The organism is Mesorhizobium sp. WSM2561 (assembly GCF_000513915.1).
Classification (GTDB): Bacteria; Pseudomonadota; Alphaproteobacteria; order Rhizobiales; family Rhizobiaceae; genus Mesorhizobium; species Mesorhizobium muleiense.
Map to the genome: position 1 here is coordinate 89,659 of NZ_AZUX01000017.1, position 16,704 is coordinate 106,362.

Genomic DNA, 16,704 nt, shown 5'->3' on the forward strand with positions numbered 1-16,704 from the left:
CTCAGATCAGACCGTATTGGCGAGCCTTGTTGCGCAGGAACGGCAAGCCATTGCCCATCACTTCGGCCTCGTCCTTCGCAACCGGCCGCCAGACCGAGAGGCCGTGGGAGACTTCCGGCGGCATGTTGATGAAGCTTTCCATGGCCAGTCCGCCTTTGAAACCGATCGCCGCCAGCGTCGCGTAAATCTCGTCCCAGGGGCAGTTGCCGGTGCCAGGTGTGCCGCGATCGCTTTCAGACAAGTGGATGTACTTCAGGTGATCGCGGGCGGCCAGAATGCCGTTGGCGGCCCCTTTCTCCTCGATGTTCATGTGGTAGGTGTCGAGATGAACAAAGATGTTGTCGGCCCCGACTTTCTCGACCATCCAGACGGCCTGCGCGCCGGTATTGATCAAATGGTTCTCGTAGCGGTTCACCGCCTCGATTCCGAGCTCGATGCCGCGCTTCTTGGCGTGCTTGGCGGCGACGGTCAGCACGTGGGCGATATTGTCGTATTCCTTTTCGGTCGGTGGCAGGCCGGTGCGTTCGCCGATACCGCCGAAAATCACGCCGGAAAGCGCCAGCGCGCCCATTTCCGCAGTCTTGTCGATCGCCACTTCGAGATGTTCGATGGCAGCATCCGGACGCACCGAGGCCCAGGCGCGCTCCGGCAGGCCAAGCGAGCAAACGGCAGGAAGATTGTGCTTTTCGAGCAAGGCGCGTGTGTGCGCGGCATCGACCGCCGGCGCGTTCAGAAGCGCGATCTCGATAAAGTCCATCCCGTATTTGACGGAAGCCGCGATCGCCTTCTCCGCGCCGGCCCGGTCCCAGTTCATCGTCCACATCGAGGTGTGGACCCCAAAACCATGCATCTAACTCACCCTCTGTTTGTGTTCAGGAATTTGAGGCGCCCGGCAAGCCAGCGCAGGATCATCACCGTGATCATCAGGATGCCCCAGACTGCCGTCGCAAGGTGCTGGCTTGCGCCCATCAGATTGAGTCCCGAGGACAGAAGCTGGAGCACGACGAGCGCAACGAAGACCGGGATCACCCGACCGAAGCCGCCGAACGGATTGACCCCGCCAAGGAAGCAGGCAAGCACGGTGATCAGCAGGTAAGACTCGCCGTGGCCGACACGCACCGAATTGAAGCGCGCCAGCATGATGATGCCGGCGACCGCGCACATCGCGCCGGACAATGTGTAGACGAGAACCTGCACCTTGCGCGTATTGATACCGGAATAGCGCGTGGCCTCGATATTGGAGCCTATCATATAGGTGTTGAAGCCTAGCTTCATGCGCGTCAGCAAGACGTGCCAGATCAGCACGCAAGCGATGAAGATGATCAACGGCACCGGGATGCCAATAATCAAACCGTAGCCGATCGGCGCCACGAAGCCGGGAATGCCGGACACGTCGCCGCCGCGCGTCAGGAATTCGCCGAGACCGCGCAGGAAGATCATCATCGACAGCGAGACCAGGATCGGGTGAGCCTTGGTGTAGGCGATGACGAGCCCCATGATCAGCCCGCTCAGTGCGCCGACCGCGATGGCAAGGGCCGAGCCAAGGAGGAAGGCGCCGATGCCCGCGTCGACGCCTCCCTGGCTTTGCAGTACCCAAGCCAGCGTCAGGCCGGCCATGTTGGCCGTGAAGGTGATGGCCAGGTTCAGGCCGCCGGTCAGGATCGGCAGCAGCATGGCGAGTGTGAGGAGGCCGAGTTCCGGCAGCTGGAAGGCAACGGATCCAAAGGTAGCGCGGGAAAGAAAGTTCGGCGCCGCAAAACCAAACACGATCATGACAGCTACGAACGCGGCAAACGGACCTGCAAGTTCGGGGCCGAGCGCGTTGCGGACGCGTTCAATCAAAACCGTCATGAAGGCACCCGTCGGCTTTTCAGGAACGGCAGCAGGCGTTCGATGCTGGTGTTCGACAGGGTGATGGCGGCAAGAATGATGGCGCCGACGATCATCTTGAACGCGAAAGGCGACACGCCCATCAAATTGAGTCCGTTCTGGGTAATCGAGACCAACAGAACGCCCAGAATGCAGCCGAGCACGCTGCCCTTGCCGCCGCCGAGCCGCGCACCGCCAAGGACTACGGCTGCCAGGACGTCGAGTTCGCGCCCATAAAGGGCATTCGGCACAACCTCCTGCGCGTAATGCGCTTGGACGAGACCGGCGATACCCGCCATCAGGCCAAGCCAGCCGAAGGCGATAAATTGCATGGCACCGATATTGATGCCGAAGCGGCGCGCGCCCTCCGGATTGTCGCCAAATGCGTAGAGTTGGCGGCCGGTGGTGGTGCGCGTGATCAACGCCCAGGTAGCGAACACGCATATGGCCATAATGAGCACAGGAAGGGTGATCTCCGCCCAGGTCCCGTCAGCCATCTCTCGCTCGAACAGCACGACGCGGGTGGTGAGCCAGTCCGGCAGGTTGTAGATCGACACGCCGCCCGTGAAAAACATCAGCAAGCCGAAGAAAATGTTGAAAGTCGAAATCGTGGCGACGATCGAGATGATCCTGAACCCATGGATCAGGAAGGCGTTGATGCAGCCCAACGCGACGCCCAATGCGCCAGCGATGATGAAGCCGACAATCCAATTCCCACCGCCGATCCAGCCGAGGACGGTCGCGGTCAGATATTGCACAACGGAGGCAGCAACCGCGAAGGAGATGTCAATGCCGCCGGCGATCAGCACGACCAGCAGGCCAACGGCGAAGATGATGTTGACCGAGCTGGTGTTCAGAAGGTCAAACGCGTTGCCGAGGGTGAAGAACCGGTCCGTCGCGAACGAAAGGAAGACGCAGATGACTGCGATAACGGCGAGCAAAGCCAGTTCCGTTGCGTGGGAGCGGACAAACCTACGCATAGACCGCCTCCTCCATCGCCTGGAGGGTCGTAGCGCCCGGCGTAAATTCGCCGACAATGCGCCCCTGAGCCATGTGCAGCACACGGTCCGCGTTGAAATAGACTTCAGGCACCTCGTCCGAGATCAGGATAATGGCCAGGCCGCTGTCCGCCAGCTTGGAAACGATGTCGAAAATGCCGGCGCGCGCGCCGACATCGACGCCGACGGTCGGTGCGTCGAGGATAAGCAGCTTCGGGTCGGTCGCCAGCCATTTTGCAATGGCGACACGTTGCTGATTTCCCCCTGACAGGGTCGAGATCGCGTCGTCCTGCTTTCCGATCCTGACCCCGAGGTCCCTTATCCAGCGATTGACCAGAGATCGCTTGCGATCGCTCGAAATGAAACCGCCTGAAAGGATCTTGTCCAGCGAAGCGATGACCATGTTGTCGGCGATTGCCTGGGGCTGAATGAGACCGAGCGACAGCCGGTCTTCCGAAAGATAGGCGACGCCGGCGGCGATCGCGTCACGGTTGGAACCGAAGCGAACGGGTTTGCCATCCAGGGCGACAGAGCCCGATTTCGGCTTGCGCATGCCAAACAATGTCAGCGCCAATTCGGTGCGCCCTGCCCCGAGCAACCCGGTGATGCCGAGCGTCTCGCCGCGCCGGACTGTCAAGGACACGTCGTCGAATTCGCCGGGCCGCGACAGTCCCTTGACCTCAAGCATGACCGGGCTCCTGCTCAAATCCCGATGCAGGACGGAATAGTCGAAGGTCTTGCCCGTCATCAACTCGGTGATGCGCGACTGGGTCAGGCCTTTGGTTGGATAGACGCCAACCAGGGCGCCGTCGCGCAGCACGGTGACGCGGGTGGAGATTTCAAGAACCTCCGCCAGGCGATGACTAACGAACACAACGGCGACGCCCGACGCCGACAGATTGCGCACAACGTCCAGCAGATAGTCGGTTTCGGATTGGGTGAGCGACGCCGTCGGCTCGTCCATGAAGACGAGCTTGGCCTCACCGACGAGGGCGCGGGCGATTGCTACGATCTGCCGCTGTGCGATGGGAAAGTGGTGGAGTGCTAGATCGACATCGAAGGTAACACCAAGACGTTGCAAGGCGTTGATCGCGACACGACGCATCTCGGCATAGTTCACCAGCCGCGGCCAGCGGCCGATGACGGTCTGGAACGCGATATTCTCGGCGACAGTCATCTCGGGAAACAGGGCGAGGTCCTGCCAGATCACCTGAATTCCGCTGGCCTGCGCCGTAACCGGCGACATATGGGAGTAGCTCTGGCCATCATAATCGATTTCGGCGCCCGCCTCGGGCTTGTACACGCCTGTAATGACCTTGATCAGCGTGCTCTTGCCGGAGCCGTTCTCGCCGGCAAGACAATGCACCTCGCCCGGCAACACCTCAAAGCTGACATTCTTCAGCGCCTTCACGCCGCCGAACGTCATGTTGACGTTGCGGAGCGACAGCAGCGGCCGTGGTGCGGCGCCATCGAGTGCCTGATCAGCCATCGAGTCGAAACCTGGATCCAATCGCGTTTGCAATCCTGCAGCCGGGCCGGTTCGAGGCCGGGCCCGACTGCCATTAGCCTTGGGAGGCTTTACAGGCCCATCGCCGCGAGATCGTCGACAGTATCCTTGTTGATGGGGACGAGTTGATCGACGATGATGTTACGGTTTTCGAAGTCGGGCTTAACTGTCCCAAGCCCTTCGATCGTATCGCCATCCTTGATCTCTTTGCCCTTCATGAGATGGTCGGCCAGCGTGACGAAAACCTCGCCCGCCTGCTTCGGATTCCACATGAAGCCGCCGGAGATCGCGTCGCTTTTGATGAGCTTCCGGCCTTGGCCTGGCGAGAATGGTCCGAGCACGAAAATTTCGCCCACCTTCCGGCGCTCTTCGATTGCGCGGCCAGCGCCGATCGGGCCTTGGCTGCCGAAGGCGAGGAAGCCCTTCAGGCCGGGATTTGCGGAAATCAGGTCAAGCGCAGTGCTGCGGCTCTTGTCTACATCCTCGGCGACGCCATAACGTTCGCCGACGAGTTTCATGTCGGGATTATTCTTCTTCAGATACTCGATTGCCGCATCGGCCCAGGCATTGTGCAGCGGCACCGTCAACGAGCCGACGAACACTGCATACTCACCCTTGCCGCCCATCTTCTCCGCCAGGAGCTTGGCGTGAGCCTCGCCGAAGCCGGTGGCGGACGCGAGTTCGAAATCCCAGTCGGCGCCCTTCTGGCCAGGCGATTCATGTGTGATGACGATGATGCCGGCGTCCTTGGCCTTCTGCAGGACCGGTTCAAGCACTTTCGCATCATTCGGCACGACGCCGATGACCTTGACGCCCTGCGCGATCAGATCCTCGATGGCGCGAACTTGCAGTGCTGGATCAGCGCTGGTCGGGCCGACCATGAATGCGTCGATCCCGAGCTTCTCGCCGCGCTCCTTGATACCCGCCTCCATTGCGTTGAACCACGGAATGCCGCCGATCTTGACGACGACGCCGACCTTGCCGGCCTGCTGTGCCATCGCAGCGAATGATCCGCCAATCATAAGGGTCGCGGCAAGCGCCGCGATCAAGAGCTTTTTCATCTGTACTCCTCCCATAACGTTCCTAGTGGGAACACACTCGAGCCGTCGAACGACGGCGGCCGTTAGAAACCTCCCCGAAAGAGACGGGGCACTTCCCCATCGATCATCCACCGGTTTTCGCTTGCACAATCGATGGTGCAGAAACTATTGTGCATCGAGAAGCTCTCGTCAAGCGGGATATTGCTCTAAATAGACGCGCCGGAGGCGCCAGATGGATCAGCGGGTCAAGAAGAAGGCGACGATCTATGACCTGTCCGTGCTGTCGGGCAGTTCGCCGTCGACCGTGAGTGCCGTCCTGAACGGCACTTGGCGCAAGCGCCGCATCAAGGAAAGTACGGCGCAAACAATTCTCGGTCTCGCCGAACTCCACCAATACACCACCAATCTGCAAGCGCGAGGCTTGCGACGCTCGCGATCGGGCCTGGTCGGCCTGATGCTGCCCGTCCACGACAATCGCTACTTCTCCTCCATGGCGCAGACGTTTGAGGGGCATGTGCGCAGCCGCGGCCAATGCCCGGTCGTGGTTAGCGCCAGCCGCGACCCCGAAGAGGAACGGCGGACCGCGGAGACGCTGATCTCCTATTCAATCGACCAGCTCTTCATCGTCGGCGCCACCGATCCCGATGGCGTGCACGAGGTCTGCGAACTGGCGGGGCTGAGGCATATCAACATCGACCTGCCGGGAGCGAAGGCGCATTCGGTGATCAGCGACAATTATCAGGGCGCGCGGATGCTGACGGAAGCAATCATCCGCCACTTCGCCAACGACGATCCTCTGCGGCCGGACGAGCTGTTTCTGTTTGGCGGCCGCAACGACCACGCCAGCCGCGAACGCATCGCCGCTTTCCATGCGACCAAGAAGGCGCTGCTGGGCGCCGACCCTAACGATGGTGTGCAGTCCTCCGGGTATTCGCCTGATATAACTTTGCGTGCCTTCGAGGCGTTTTACCAATGCCGTGGCAAGCTGCCGCGCGCGCTGTTCATCAATTCGTCGATCAATATGGAAGGTCTGCTGCGTTTCATGGCCGGCCGGCCGGCGGAAATGTTCAGCGAACTCGTCGTCGGTTGCTACGACTATGACCCCTTCGGCTCCTTCCTGCCCTTCCCCGTAATCATGGTGCGGCAGAATGTTGAGGCGATGATCACGAAGGCATTCGAGCTGATCGATGAACCGCCGACGGCACCGCAGACCTTCCTGATCGCGCCAGAGTTGATCCAGCCCAGGTCTGCATTGAAAGGGCCGCTGGACACGCTGAAGGATATAGCCTGAGGGTGACCCGGCGCTATAGGGCGACACCGCCTTGAGATTTTCAGTGGTTCATCGTGCCGACTCTCACGGGAGTGTCGCCGTCCTCAGCACGAACCAACTGGGTGGGTGCGTAGGCGCCTGTAAAAAGGTCTACAGCACCGAGCGTTAGAAGCGATAACGGATTCCAAGGGCGTTCGCATTGGAACCCTCTGTCATATCTCCAAACGTACCATCGGCGCCGGATCTATGGTGGAGTTGGTAGACGAGTTCGACGTTGGGAGCCTGCCTCACTCTGAACGAAAGCTCCGCACCAACGAAGCCGAGGAATGATGCATCGCCATCGTGGACGATTTCGCGTTCGCGCTCGATCTCGGTAGGGCCGGTAACGGCACTGAATCCAGCAGTCAGTGCGGGCGCAATCGCCAAATCACCAATGACCAGGCCGTGGTGGCGCAGTCGCGCTCCGGCCCAAAGTTCGCCAGTCGTATCATCGTCCTCGCCAAATCTTATAGCCGCGCCGGCGACGCCACCAAGAACGAAGCCAGCGCCGATATCGACGAAATCGCGACCGTATGCAGCTCCGATTATATAGTTGTCCGTGTAGTCGGCACCCAAAACATTGATCGCGTCCCCGAAGGCCCCGTGCGCAAAGACGCCACCAAAGACATAAACATCATTCTTGGTCGGCAAACCGTCTGCGAAAGGGTCCTGGGTCGCAAAATAGATAAAGGGAGAATTGTCATCGGCGAGTCCAGAACTGACTGAAATGCCCAAGATCACCGCAGCCAGGGCAACTTGCAGTCCACGCATAGACAAGCTCCGAATCAATCCATTTCCATGGTTCGCATTTGCACAGGGAAAAACAAGGTACGAATAGGTTTATCGCCAGAATACTGGATGCGGGTGGCTCGACCCATTCTTCAGGCTTTGCCGGGCGCGCGCAGGTGACCTTCGCCACAGGCCGTAACGGCGCAGTCTTCGTCCGCCGGCCTGACAGTAATGGCATCTGCCTATACCAATTCACGTCCGTTGCTGCGTTCGACTGCCCCGATCATCTGCTGAAGTTCCAAAGAAACCACGATTGAAGACCGTAGATCTCGGAACTTTTTCGCGCCGGCGCGGGTTGTCGATGGAGATGCATCGAACGCATGGGACGCCGGTGAAATGGCCATTCTTTCGGGAAAACCGGGAAGCTGTTGGGTGGCGGCAGCCACCGCTACGAACTATCCCCCGCTCGAGGGCTCGATCCATGCCGATGCCGTTGTCGTGGGTGCCGGGATTGTCGGGCTCACGACGGCGCTTCGCCTTTGCGAGGCCGGTCGGTCGGTGATCGTCATCGAAGGCCTGCGGACAGGCGGCCAGGTGACCGGCCGCTCGACGGCCAAGATCACGACGCAGCACGCGCTGATCTATCGCCATCTCATCGACACGTTCGGGCGGGACCTGGCGCAGACCTATGCCGATGCGAATTCCGCCGGCGCCATCCAGATCCGGGAATGGGTTCGCGACCACGCCATCGCCTGCGATCTCGAGGCCAAGGACGCCTATACCTACACCTGCGATGCAAGCCGGCGCGCGGAGATCGTGGCCGAGGCGGAGGCCGCGCGCCAGGTTGGGCTGGACGCCGATGTTTTGGAGCGCGCGCCGCTGCCTTTCGAAACGGCCGCCGCTCTGCGTTTTTCCGACCAGGCGCAGTTCAATCCGGCGATGTATCTGGTTGGCCTGGCTCAAGCAGTGACGGCCCGTGGCGGACGGATTTTCGAAAACAGCCGCGCGATCTCGATCGGCGAGGCAAGCCGCTGGCGCGTCGTTACCGACAGCGGCACCGTTCACGCCGAGCATGTGGTCGTCGCCACCAACATGACGGTGAAGAGCCCCGTCGGCATGGCGAACCGGACCCAGCCGCGCTGCCACACTGCCATGGCGTTTCGGATCGATTACCCTCTTGCTGTCGACGGCATGTTCATCGGCATCGACGATCCGACGCATTCCATCCGCACCGGCCGCGACGCCGAAGGCCCGCTGCTGGTCGCGCTCGGCCCCAAGTTTGACACGGGCCAGGACGGCGACGTGGCGAAACGGTTTGTCGAGCTGGAACAATGGGTAAGAATGAGCCTTCCAGTTGGGGACGTTGCGTGGCGCTGGTGTAATGAGGACTATGATACGGCCGATAGGGTTCCGTATGCCGGCGAGCCCGATCCGGACAAAGCCTCCGGGTTTCATATTGCCACGGGTTTCAACGCCTGGGGCATCACCAATGGAACGGCCGCAGGCATGATGATCGCGGATTTGATCTGCGCGCGGCCGAGCCCATGGCAAAAGCTCTATGATCCGGCGCGGCCTTATCCCGAGGACTTTCACAGGAATGGCCGCAGCCAATCGATTGTCTCAAGCCTTGACGACATCGTGCCCGGCATGGGCGGTGTGATCGTCAGGGGTGACGAAAAGATCGCGGCGTGGCGAGACGCTGAAGGGGTGCTCCACCCGGTTTCGGCGACATGCACCCACAAGGGCTGCACGGTGACCTGGAACAATGCGGACAACACCTGGGATTGTCCTTGCCATGGCTCGATTTTCGCCGCCGACGGTTCGGTCATTCATGGCCCGGCTCGAAAGCCGCTTGCGCCGGCCGCGCTATAAGAGGCAGCGACTGGCGCGGCCCGGTGTTACCGTGCGTAGGTTCCGACCAGCTCAGTCTGCTCCAGCGCATGCTTCTGGGCTTCCTTCCAGACGAACTGCACGCCCGCCTGTCCCGGCACACTGAGGCTCGGCACGTCGAGCGCGGCCAGCCGGAAATGATAATGATGGACGCCATGTCCCACCGGTGGCTGCGGGCCGTCGTAATAGGCATTGCCGAAATCGTTGGTGCCTTGCCTGAGTGCCGACGGGCCTGGCTTGCCATCCTGCGCCTCGGCGAGTTCGCTCGCATCGGGCGGGATATTGAACACTGCCCAGTGCCCGAAAATCCCGCTCGACGCGTCGGGATCCTGCACGACAAGAACAAGGCTCTTGGTACCGTTCGGAACACCGGACCATTTTAGCGGTGGTGAGACGTTCTCGCCGTCGCGGGTATACCTTTCAGGGATTTTCCCGGCCGCCGGGAACGCCGGGCTGATAAGGGTGAGTGGCATTTCCATCTCCCCAAGAACAAGCGCTACAGCCAGCTATATCTAGCGCTATTTCACGCCGCTTGCTGAGCTTCCGCGACGCGCCTGATTTCTGCTGGCAAGGATTCCCAAACCTTGATCATCTGTCCCTCTCCCACATGGTGAGCGAGAACCTGGGATACGACCCTGAATGCATCCTTGGAATCGACCGGTCGGGTGAATTCCAGCTCCGCCTTGATTTTGGCCAGGAACTCGTCGAGCGACCGCAACTTCTCGGGAGTCTTGGAGGGCTGATATTGGTCGTAGTAGGCGCCGCGCACGAGGATCGGCAGCTGCGAGCCCAGGTGGGCGGCAAGATCCGGCTGCATGCGGTCTCGCAGGGCGTGGAGCACCGCTCCAAGCACATGCCATGCGACCTGCCGATCCGGTCCAATCTCGGTCATGATCTCGTCGAGCCAGATGTTTGTTGTCTGCAGCGTCTTGTCGAATACTTCGAGTCCGGTGGCGCTCATCGAAGCCTCCTTTCAACAGGTTGAATGACTCATTGGACGAAACGGCCTTGGTCGGCTGTTGTTCCGTCCCTAAAGGCCGCCTCTCGCGAAGGCGGGTGATCTATTCGGCCAAGTTTACGTTCGCCAAACTTAACGCGTTCCCGTCAAGAGTTGGCCCGTCAAGATTTGGCCCGTCAAGATTTGGCCGTGGCCACGGCAACGAAAAGAGATTGCCCTTGCCTGCTGATGCGGAACAACATCGGCTTGTTCAGCTGGCGGGATTTCGCCCACTCCTCTTGGATGTCCGACGGCTGTGTCACATCCCGGTTGTTGGCCGAGACGATCACATCGCCAGGCTGAACGCCGTTTTCGGCGGCGAGGCTGTTTGGAGCCACTTCCTGGACGAACACGCCTGTAGTATCCGGCTGGAGTCCGAGCTGCTGGCGTGCCTCATCCGGGATTGGGCTGAGCGACAATCCAAGACGCGTGTCGGCCGTTTCCGACTTCGGAACGGCGCTGGTCTGTTGCTCCTCATCGTTGCGTTGTCCGATGGTCAGAGCTATTTCCTGTTGGCTGCCTCCGCGGTTCCGTGTCAGCGTCGTTTTTGTTCCCGGCTTTTGGCTCGCAGCCGCGAGCGTCAGATCATGGACGCTCTGGATGTCCTTGCCGTTAAAGCGTGTAATCACGTCTCCCGCCTGTATACCTGCCTGCTCTGCCGGACTGCCGGGTTCGACCGAGGCGACCAGCGCTCCCTTGCTGCCGGGTATTCCAAGCGCCTCAGCAATCGACGGGGTGATCTCCTGGAGACGCACCCCGATGAAACCGCGCTCGATCCGGCCAGTGCGGATCAACTGGTCGACGACGTTCCGGGCGGTGCGGGATGGTACCGCAAAGCCAATCCCTATGCTGCCACCTGTGGGAGATACGATGGCCGTATTGACCCCGATCACTTCGCCGCGCGCATTGAACAGGGGGCCGCCGGAATTGCCGCGATTGATTGAGGCGTCGGTCTGGAGAAAATCGTCGTAAGGACCGGCATTGGTGTCGCGCGAACGGGCCGAAAGCACGCCGACGGTGACGGTCCCACCGAGCCCGAACGGACTGCCGATAGCGATCGTCCATGCGCCGGGTTGTACTGCATCGGAGTCACCCCAGGCGGTCGTTGTCATGTTGGACCGCGGGTCGATCTTCAGCACCGCGAGGTCGGTTGCCGGATCGCGGCCGACGAGCTGCGCAGGCAACGTCTCCTTGTCGGAGAATACGACATGAATTTCGCTTGCATCGGCAACGACATGGTTGTTGGTGACGATGAACCCCTCGGGGCTGATCACAAAGCCGGAACCAAGGGCCTCTCGCACCTGCGGTTGCGCCGGTCCGAGGCCGGGACTGCCGAAAGGACTAAGAAAGTCGCCCAGCGTCGCCTGGTCCTGGATGATCTGTTTGGTCGTTATTGCGACCACGGCTGGAATTTTCTCGCGCACGATCGCCGTGAAGTCGTTTGGGATTTCCTGAGCTGCGAGCGGAGCAAAGCCGCCGGCCGAGAGCATCAGAGTTCCGGCGATCAGGCCGGCGCAAAGTCTTTTGTTCAATACCGGTAACATGGCCTGCGACGCCTCCAGCCTTCAGTGATCAAGCATGCGGCCGCTCCGGCATGAGCCAGCGGTTCACCAGCGGATTACGACAACCCTGTCGTTCCCGTTGGCGAGTTCGACAGCTTCGGTGCCGTCCGGTTTCCGGCTTTCGATCCGGGCACCTTCTACCGTTTCTATGCCGGCAATGTTGGCCGCAAAGGCCTCGTCAATCTCGGCGGCACAGACGAGGGTATCCGGGGGCAGATCCTTCACTTGGTCCATCAACTCGCGAAGCTTCATGGCGAACCTCCTTGGCACAGGCCCGGATTCTTTCAGCCGCACATTCCAACCATGTGCCTCCAGAAAAGTTCCCAGACGAGATTGCGGGAATGTCACGGGATGAACTCTGCGCAAGGTCTCTCGTAGAGCCCGAGCGAACGGTCTTTGAATGGTACGACCCGACCCCGGAAATTCATCGGAACTTCCAGCCGGCAATCCGGTTAGGTGGGGAAGGCTTTGAAGCGGATTGAGTGAAGGATGATGTGCCCGGTGGTTGGTGAATGCGGCGCAGCTTGCAACGATCAGCCGCCTCATTGATGCCGGCAAGGTAACTCCGTTCGTGCAGGCGACTTATCCTCTGGAGGAGGTCGCTGAGGCCGAGGAACGGCTGGAGAGCGAGCATACCCGCGGCAAGATCGTGCTTCAGGTGGCCGCCTGAGCCGGATGCTCGAAGTTCCCCGGAATGTTCAAGTTCAAAGTGAACCAATTCTGCGGACAAGCCGTGCCGACGGGCAACTGACTGCGGACCGTATTCAGCCATTACGAACCTGCTTGGCGCTGATTCATCCGTAAGTGCCGATTAATTCCGCCTCACCCAACATGTTTTCACGGGCAGCCTGCCACACGACCAGAGCATCGGGTTCCGGGCCGATGGGAAGATTGGCAATGCCAAGGGCTGCGAGCCTGAAGCGGTAGGTGTGTGGCTTGCTGCCCGGATGCTGGTCGGGTCCATCGTAGTGAAGATTACCGAAATCGTTGAAGCCATGAGGCAGGTCCTCGGTTCGCGCTTTGGAACTCCGCCCTTCGGCCAAATGACGCCGGTCTCCGCCGATGTCGTAGACGATCCAGTGCCGGGACGCCTGTGACGGTGCATCCGTATCTTCCATGACGAGCACGTAGCTCTGAGTGCCCGGCGGCGGATCGCTCCATGCCAGAAACGGAGAGAGATTATCGCCGCGCCGGGCATGACGATCCGGAATCGGCTGGCCGTTCTGAAAGGCGGGACTGGTCAAAGTGAACGCCATCACTTGCTTCCTTGCTCGGCTAGACTCGTCGAAATAGAGGCGCTGGGCGCTCTCGTCGCGGCCTTCTTCGATCGGACGATCCCAACAAGCACAACCGGCTATTATTCCTCCGAGAGCGATGCACATGTGGGATTGTATGAGCGCGGCCCGTGTTCACATGAAGTCGAGCTTCATCCTGGTCACCCTCTAGATGGCGTCGCTCGAATTTGTGCTCGCCGACAATGAGCCCCGACCGGGCGAGCATGAGGTCTTCACCCGGCCGCTCTGAAAGCACGGCATCGGCTCCACGATCCACTCCGGCAATGCCACCAGCATCTGCCGGCCAGCCGCTAACGAGAACGATCAAGACCTGTCGTCACCGTTCTGGGCTGGCATCAATGCACAAACCTTGCCCTCAGCCAGGCCAGAAGTCTGTTCCCGGTAATCGTCCGGCGGACTCTGGCCGCAGCCCATCGCGCTTGCATCGTAGCACCCACGTGGCAGTGACAGACGATGTTGTGCAACTGCCAGTCACTTAGCTCGAAGAAGCGCTTTGCCTCACCATAGGTATCATCTTTCAGACCCATGGCGCGCAGCACCGGATCCTCATAGGCAACGGTGATCGGCGACCCCGCGCCACGCGCTACGTCACGAGCTTCAGGACTGAGATATTCGGTGCCTGAAAGGGCTCCGAGGCAACGCCGTGGATTTTGTTCGAGAAGCTCTGCCCAACGCTCGATCCGCTGCGCCCGAGTCATGGTCGGGTATGTCGCCGAGGGCTCAACTTTCGCAACTGTCTGCAGTTGGTCGAGTGTTTGGTGTTTCATGGTCGGCTCCTTTCAACAGGTGGAAGTGCCCACGCCCTAACAGAAGATTATTGCGCTGCGACGCGCCGACAAGGCCGGAATTGACAATGTCAGGAGTTTGCCCCTCGCCCGGTTCGGATCAGGAACCTTCCCGGGGGCCTGCTTGTTTTGGCTAGTGAAAGGAGACGGTCATGAGCACAAAACCACCACCCGTTCCGGCAGAGAACCAGAGCCCAAAGGGTCCGGGCGATAACAAGTCGGTTCCTGTCGACCAAACGCAGCACAGCCATTCCGCCCCAAATCCCGACAAACAGGGCCAGCAGGGCAACACGAAGGTCAATACGACCCATCAAGGCCACCAGCAGGACCGTTAGGTGATTTCATGTCCACGTCGAAGAAGACCCGCGCCAGTATTCGCCATGGCGGTCCTGGCGCATCGCACGAAAACGCCAAGGAGCCGCTGGTGATAGAAAAGCCGCCAGCCGATTCCGATCTGCGCAGCCGCAGCAAGATCTCAGGCGGCGGAGGCGAACGCGACAGCCACCATACTCATGACCCCGAAAAGAAGGGCGGTGGCACCCGGCCGGCAAACAAAGGAAGGTGAATTGTATTCACGTCCCCTGCGAAGCGTGCGGCGTGGAGGTGCCAAGCATCATCCGGCCGTCGACTGTGAGCACCGCCAGTGGCTGTGGCCTTCTTTGGCCTACCGCCGCAACTTCCGACTGCGTCAGGCATTTTTGCTGTGATCGCCGTTCCTCCAGGCGGTCCGAGGCTGAGAAAGCCTGTCGCCCGCGGGCTCCCGGCCGGCGGGCTGTCTCGTCAGCCTACCGGCTTTTCCCGCTAGACGAGCGACAGCGATGCTACTTCCGGTGGAACAGGAAGCCCCCTCTGGGAGTTCATACCGTCATCAACAGGCGCATGGACGTGCCCTTGTACGGCGCGGCAGCGCACGAATGGGAGAACCACCATGAGCCTCGGAACCATACTCATCATCATTTTGATCCTTATCTTGCTTGGCGGGTTCAGCGGTTTGGGTGGTGGACCGTTCTACGGCACCGGCTATTATGGTGGCGGTGGCCTCGGTCTCGTGCTGCTGATCGTTATTATCCTGGTCCTTCTCGGGCGCATTTAGTACACGATTAGGCGGACAATTTGGCGATGATCCTGTGTGGGCCTGATGCCTTGCCCAGGAATGTCGCCGCGACTGCGGGCAAAGGGGGCCGCACGTGATGTCCGGACGGAACCGAAACCGCTCAAGGGCATTATAGCCGCTCAGAAATCCACGAGAATGGCGCCATAAGTGAACTTCGTTGAACAAGCCGATGTCGGCCTCGGAGTTCCGGGCATTCCCACTGCCGATCTGATGCAGGCACTGCCGGTCGCCATCTACACCGTCGACGGGCAGGGACACATCACCTTCTTCAACGAAGCCGCAGCTGAGCTCTGGGGCCATCGTCCTGTTATCGGTCGGGACCTATGGTGCGGCTCGTGGAAGCTTCGTCATCTGGACGGTCGGGATATGGCGCATGGCGAGTGTCCGATGGCCGTGGCGCTGCGCGAAGGGCGGGATGTCTCCTGGGACCAGGCGATTGCGGAGCGGCCGGATGGCGAACTGGTCCCATTCAGGGCTCACCCACGCCTGCTTCGCGACGAAGCGGGCAATGTAGTCGGTGCCATCAACACGCTGCTCGACCTGCGCACGCAGACGCTGGGCGATGAAGCCCGCATGCGTCTTGCCGCCATTGTCGAGTCGTCGATGGACGCCATCGTCTCGAAGGACATGAATGGCATCATCACCAGCTGGAACGATGCTGCAGAACGCCTGTTCGGCTACACGCCTGCCGAGGCGATCGGCCGGCCGGTGACGATGCTCATTCCGCCTGACCGTCTCGACGAGGAAGTCTCGATCATCAGTCGCATCCGCGCCGGCGAACGCGTCCCCTCCTATGAGACGATGCGCCTGCGCAAGGACGGCACGCTCGTTTCGGTCTCGCTCACCGTCTCACCGATCCGCGACGGGATCGGGCGGGTCGTCGGCGCCTCCAAGATCGCGCGCGACATCAGTTCCCACAAGGAGAACGAACGGCGCATCCGACTGCTCATGCGCGAGGTCAACCATCGGGTGAAGAACCAATATTCGGTCATCATCTCGATGATCCGCGAGACAAGCAAGCTGACGAGCACACCTGAGGCTTTCCTCGGACAAGTTCGAGAGCGCATCATGGCGCTTTCGGAATCCCATGATCTCCTGGTCAATGCCGAATGGCGCGGCGCGACGGTCGGCGAGCTCATCCAGGCACAGCTCAAAGCCTTCGCAGCGCAGTCCCGCGTGTCGATGGCCGGGCCACTGGTGGTACTGCAGCCGAACGCCGTCCAGTATCTCGGCATAGCCTTTCACGAGCTCGCCACCAATTCGGCAAAACATGGAGGGCTGTCGTGCAACGGCGGACGCGTCGAGATCGATTGGCACGTGGTCCCTGCGGGCGACGGCGCTGAGACCTTTCGACTGGTCTGGCGTGAGTTGGACGGGCCAATCCTGGACGCTGTCAGGGGGCGCGGTTTCGGACTGGTCGTGCTCGAGCGAGTGGCGCCGCAGGCTCTCAGCGGCAGCGGGCGGCTGGAGTTCCACGCCCGAGGCATCACCTGGACGCTCGAGGCGCCGCTGCATTTCGTCCAGACATCACTGGCCGAAATCGCGGCCGATTGAAGGAATTTCGCCGCGCTCGTGACGTAAAGCTGAGCCCTTCCTCGCGACCGACTGT

The 16,704-nt window shown here is 60.8% G+C and carries 19 protein-coding genes; 7 read left to right on the forward strand and 12 right to left on the reverse strand.

Going from position 1 to position 16,704, the window contains the following annotated elements:
* Position 1 precedes the first annotated feature (1 nt).
* The 5 genes from M727_RS0116220 to M727_RS0116240 form a co-directional block, all read right to left on the reverse strand.
* Positions 2–850 carry a sugar phosphate isomerase/epimerase family protein gene (locus M727_RS0116220; protein ID WP_027153556.1) on the reverse strand — a complete coding sequence of 283 codons (849 nt, stop codon included), beginning with the start codon at positions 848–850 and terminating at the stop codon, positions 2–4.
* A 5-nt stretch (positions 851–855) separates the two neighbouring features.
* Positions 856–1,851 (reverse strand): ABC transporter permease, encoded by a 996-nt coding sequence (locus M727_RS0116225; protein WP_027153557.1) that lies wholly within the window; start codon positions 1,849–1,851, stop codon positions 856–858.
* The gene (locus M727_RS0116230) at positions 1,848–2,849 is read right to left on the reverse strand and encodes an ABC transporter permease (RefSeq protein ID WP_023799539.1); all 1,002 of its coding nucleotides are present in this window, start codon (positions 2,847–2,849) and stop codon (positions 1,848–1,850) included. The genes M727_RS0116225 and M727_RS0116230 overlap by 4 nt, the downstream gene beginning before the upstream one ends.
* Positions 2,842–4,356 (reverse strand): sugar ABC transporter ATP-binding protein, encoded by a 1,515-nt coding sequence (locus M727_RS0116235; protein ID WP_027153558.1) that lies wholly within the window; start codon positions 4,354–4,356, stop codon positions 2,842–2,844. Before M727_RS0116235 ends, M727_RS0116230 begins: the two co-directional genes overlap by 8 nt.
* Before the next feature lie 89 nt (positions 4,357–4,445).
* Positions 4,446–5,435 carry an autoinducer 2 ABC transporter substrate-binding protein gene (locus M727_RS0116240; protein WP_027153559.1) on the reverse strand — a complete coding sequence of 330 codons (990 nt, stop codon included), beginning with the start codon at positions 5,433–5,435 and terminating at the stop codon, positions 4,446–4,448.
* Between the two features lie 211 nt (positions 5,436–5,646).
* On the opposite strand from M727_RS0116240, the gene M727_RS0116245 reads away from it, so the two are divergent.
* Positions 5,647–6,705, forward strand: a complete 1,059-nt coding sequence (locus M727_RS0116245) for a LacI family DNA-binding transcriptional regulator (protein WP_027153560.1) — start codon at positions 5,647–5,649, stop codon at positions 6,703–6,705.
* A gap of 144 nt (positions 6,706–6,849) precedes the next feature.
* On the opposite strand, the gene M727_RS36570 is transcribed toward M727_RS0116245, so the two are convergent.
* Entirely contained in the window at positions 6,850–7,494 is a 645-nt protein-coding gene (locus M727_RS36570; RefSeq protein WP_023799543.1) for a hypothetical protein, read from the reverse strand.
* 354 nt (positions 7,495–7,848) lie between these two features.
* Here M727_RS36570 and M727_RS0116255 point away from each other — a divergent pair, with 354 nt between their 5' ends.
* Positions 7,849–9,324, forward strand: coding sequence for an FAD-dependent oxidoreductase (locus M727_RS0116255; protein ID WP_027153561.1), 1,476 nt, complete (start codon positions 7,849–7,851; stop codon positions 9,322–9,324).
* A gap of 26 nt (positions 9,325–9,350) precedes the next feature.
* On the opposite strand, the gene M727_RS0116260 is transcribed toward M727_RS0116255, so the two are convergent.
* The 4 genes from M727_RS0116260 to M727_RS0116275 form a co-directional block, all read right to left on the reverse strand.
* Positions 9,351–9,815 (reverse strand): YbhB/YbcL family Raf kinase inhibitor-like protein, encoded by a 465-nt coding sequence (locus M727_RS0116260; RefSeq protein ID WP_027153562.1) that lies wholly within the window; start codon positions 9,813–9,815, stop codon positions 9,351–9,353.
* 50 nt (positions 9,816–9,865) lie between these two features.
* On the reverse strand, positions 9,866–10,303 hold the full coding sequence (locus M727_RS0116265) for a DUF2267 domain-containing protein (RefSeq protein WP_027153563.1): 438 nt from the start codon (positions 10,301–10,303) through the stop codon (positions 9,866–9,868).
* Between the two features lie 173 nt (positions 10,304–10,476).
* Positions 10,477–11,883, reverse strand: coding sequence for a Do family serine endopeptidase (locus tag M727_RS0116270; RefSeq protein ID WP_027153564.1), 1,407 nt, complete (start codon positions 11,881–11,883; stop codon positions 10,477–10,479).
* A 63-nt stretch (positions 11,884–11,946) separates the two neighbouring features.
* On the reverse strand, positions 11,947–12,153 hold the full coding sequence (locus M727_RS0116275) for a hypothetical protein (protein WP_023799550.1): 207 nt from the start codon (positions 12,151–12,153) through the stop codon (positions 11,947–11,949).
* A 256-nt stretch (positions 12,154–12,409) separates the two neighbouring features.
* On the opposite strand from M727_RS0116275, the gene M727_RS40010 reads away from it, so the two are divergent.
* Positions 12,410–12,571, forward strand: coding sequence for a zinc-binding dehydrogenase (locus M727_RS40010; protein WP_245268686.1), 162 nt, complete (start codon positions 12,410–12,412; stop codon positions 12,569–12,571).
* A 124-nt stretch (positions 12,572–12,695) separates the two neighbouring features.
* Here M727_RS40010 and M727_RS0116285 read toward each other — a convergent pair whose 3' ends face one another.
* The gene (locus M727_RS0116285) at positions 12,696–13,157 is read right to left on the reverse strand and encodes a YbhB/YbcL family Raf kinase inhibitor-like protein (protein ID WP_027153565.1); all 462 of its coding nucleotides are present in this window, start codon (positions 13,155–13,157) and stop codon (positions 12,696–12,698) included.
* A gap of 374 nt (positions 13,158–13,531) precedes the next feature.
* A complete protein-coding gene (locus M727_RS0116290; RefSeq protein ID WP_023799551.1) occupies positions 13,532–13,963 on the reverse strand; it encodes a hypothetical protein in 432 nt (143 codons plus the stop codon).
* 170 nt (positions 13,964–14,133) lie between these two features.
* On the opposite strand from M727_RS0116290, the gene M727_RS40015 reads away from it, so the two are divergent.
* The 4 genes from M727_RS40015 (at position 14,134) to M727_RS0116305 (ending at position 16,649) form a co-directional block, all read left to right on the forward strand.
* A complete protein-coding gene (locus M727_RS40015) occupies positions 14,134–14,316 on the forward strand; it encodes a hypothetical protein (RefSeq protein ID WP_084646754.1) in 183 nt (60 codons plus the stop codon).
* 8 nt (positions 14,317–14,324) lie between these two features.
* The gene (locus M727_RS0116295) at positions 14,325–14,546 is read left to right on the forward strand and encodes a hypothetical protein (protein WP_023799552.1); all 222 of its coding nucleotides are present in this window, start codon (positions 14,325–14,327) and stop codon (positions 14,544–14,546) included.
* A 363-nt stretch (positions 14,547–14,909) separates the two neighbouring features.
* Positions 14,910–15,074, forward strand: a complete 165-nt coding sequence (locus M727_RS40020) for a DUF3309 family protein (RefSeq protein ID WP_023799553.1) — start codon at positions 14,910–14,912, stop codon at positions 15,072–15,074.
* Positions 15,075–15,242: 168 nt separating this feature from the next.
* Positions 15,243–16,649 carry a PAS domain S-box protein gene (locus M727_RS0116305; RefSeq protein WP_027153566.1) on the forward strand — a complete coding sequence of 469 codons (1,407 nt, stop codon included), beginning with the start codon at positions 15,243–15,245 and terminating at the stop codon, positions 16,647–16,649.
* The last annotated feature ends 55 nt before the right edge of the window (positions 16,650–16,704 follow it).

Bases quoted from the DNA above. Each gene is read 5' to 3' on its own strand.
- M727_RS0116220 (WP_027153556.1), bottom strand. From the start codon at position 850: ATGCATGGTTTTGGGGTCCACACCTCGATGTGGACGATGAACTGGGAC.
- M727_RS0116225 (WP_027153557.1), bottom strand. From the start codon at position 1,851: ATGACGGTTTTGATTGAACGCGTCCGCAACGCGCTCGGCCCCGAACTT.
- M727_RS0116230 (WP_023799539.1), bottom strand. From the start codon at position 2,849: ATGCGTAGGTTTGTCCGCTCCCACGCAACGGAACTGGCTTTGCTCGCC.
- M727_RS0116235 (WP_027153558.1), bottom strand. From the start codon at position 4,356: ATGGCTGATCAGGCACTCGATGGCGCCGCACCACGGCCGCTGCTGTCG.
- M727_RS0116240 (WP_027153559.1), bottom strand. From the start codon at position 5,435: ATGAAAAAGCTCTTGATCGCGGCGCTTGCCGCGACCCTTATGATTGGC.
- M727_RS0116245 (WP_027153560.1), top strand. From the start codon at position 5,647: ATGGATCAGCGGGTCAAGAAGAAGGCGACGATCTATGACCTGTCCGTG.
- M727_RS36570 (WP_023799543.1), bottom strand. From the start codon at position 7,494: ATGCGTGGACTGCAAGTTGCCCTGGCTGCGGTGATCTTGGGCATTTCA.
- M727_RS0116255 (WP_027153561.1), top strand. From the start codon at position 7,849: ATGGCCATTCTTTCGGGAAAACCGGGAAGCTGTTGGGTGGCGGCAGCC.
- M727_RS0116260 (WP_027153562.1), bottom strand. From the start codon at position 9,815: ATGCCACTCACCCTTATCAGCCCGGCGTTCCCGGCGGCCGGGAAAATC.
- M727_RS0116265 (WP_027153563.1), bottom strand. From the start codon at position 10,303: ATGAGCGCCACCGGACTCGAAGTATTCGACAAGACGCTGCAGACAACA.
- M727_RS0116270 (WP_027153564.1), bottom strand. From the start codon at position 11,883: ATGTTACCGGTATTGAACAAAAGACTTTGCGCCGGCCTGATCGCCGGA.
- M727_RS0116275 (WP_023799550.1), bottom strand. From the start codon at position 12,153: ATGAAGCTTCGCGAGTTGATGGACCAAGTGAAGGATCTGCCCCCGGAT.
- M727_RS0116285 (WP_027153565.1), bottom strand. From the start codon at position 13,157: ATGGCGTTCACTTTGACCAGTCCCGCCTTTCAGAACGGCCAGCCGATT.
- M727_RS0116290 (WP_023799551.1), bottom strand. From the start codon at position 13,963: ATGAAACACCAAACACTCGACCAACTGCAGACAGTTGCGAAAGTTGAG.
- M727_RS40015 (WP_084646754.1), top strand. From the start codon at position 14,134: ATGAGCACAAAACCACCACCCGTTCCGGCAGAGAACCAGAGCCCAAAG.
- M727_RS0116295 (WP_023799552.1), top strand. From the start codon at position 14,325: ATGTCCACGTCGAAGAAGACCCGCGCCAGTATTCGCCATGGCGGTCCT.
- M727_RS40020 (WP_023799553.1), top strand. From the start codon at position 14,910: ATGAGCCTCGGAACCATACTCATCATCATTTTGATCCTTATCTTGCTT.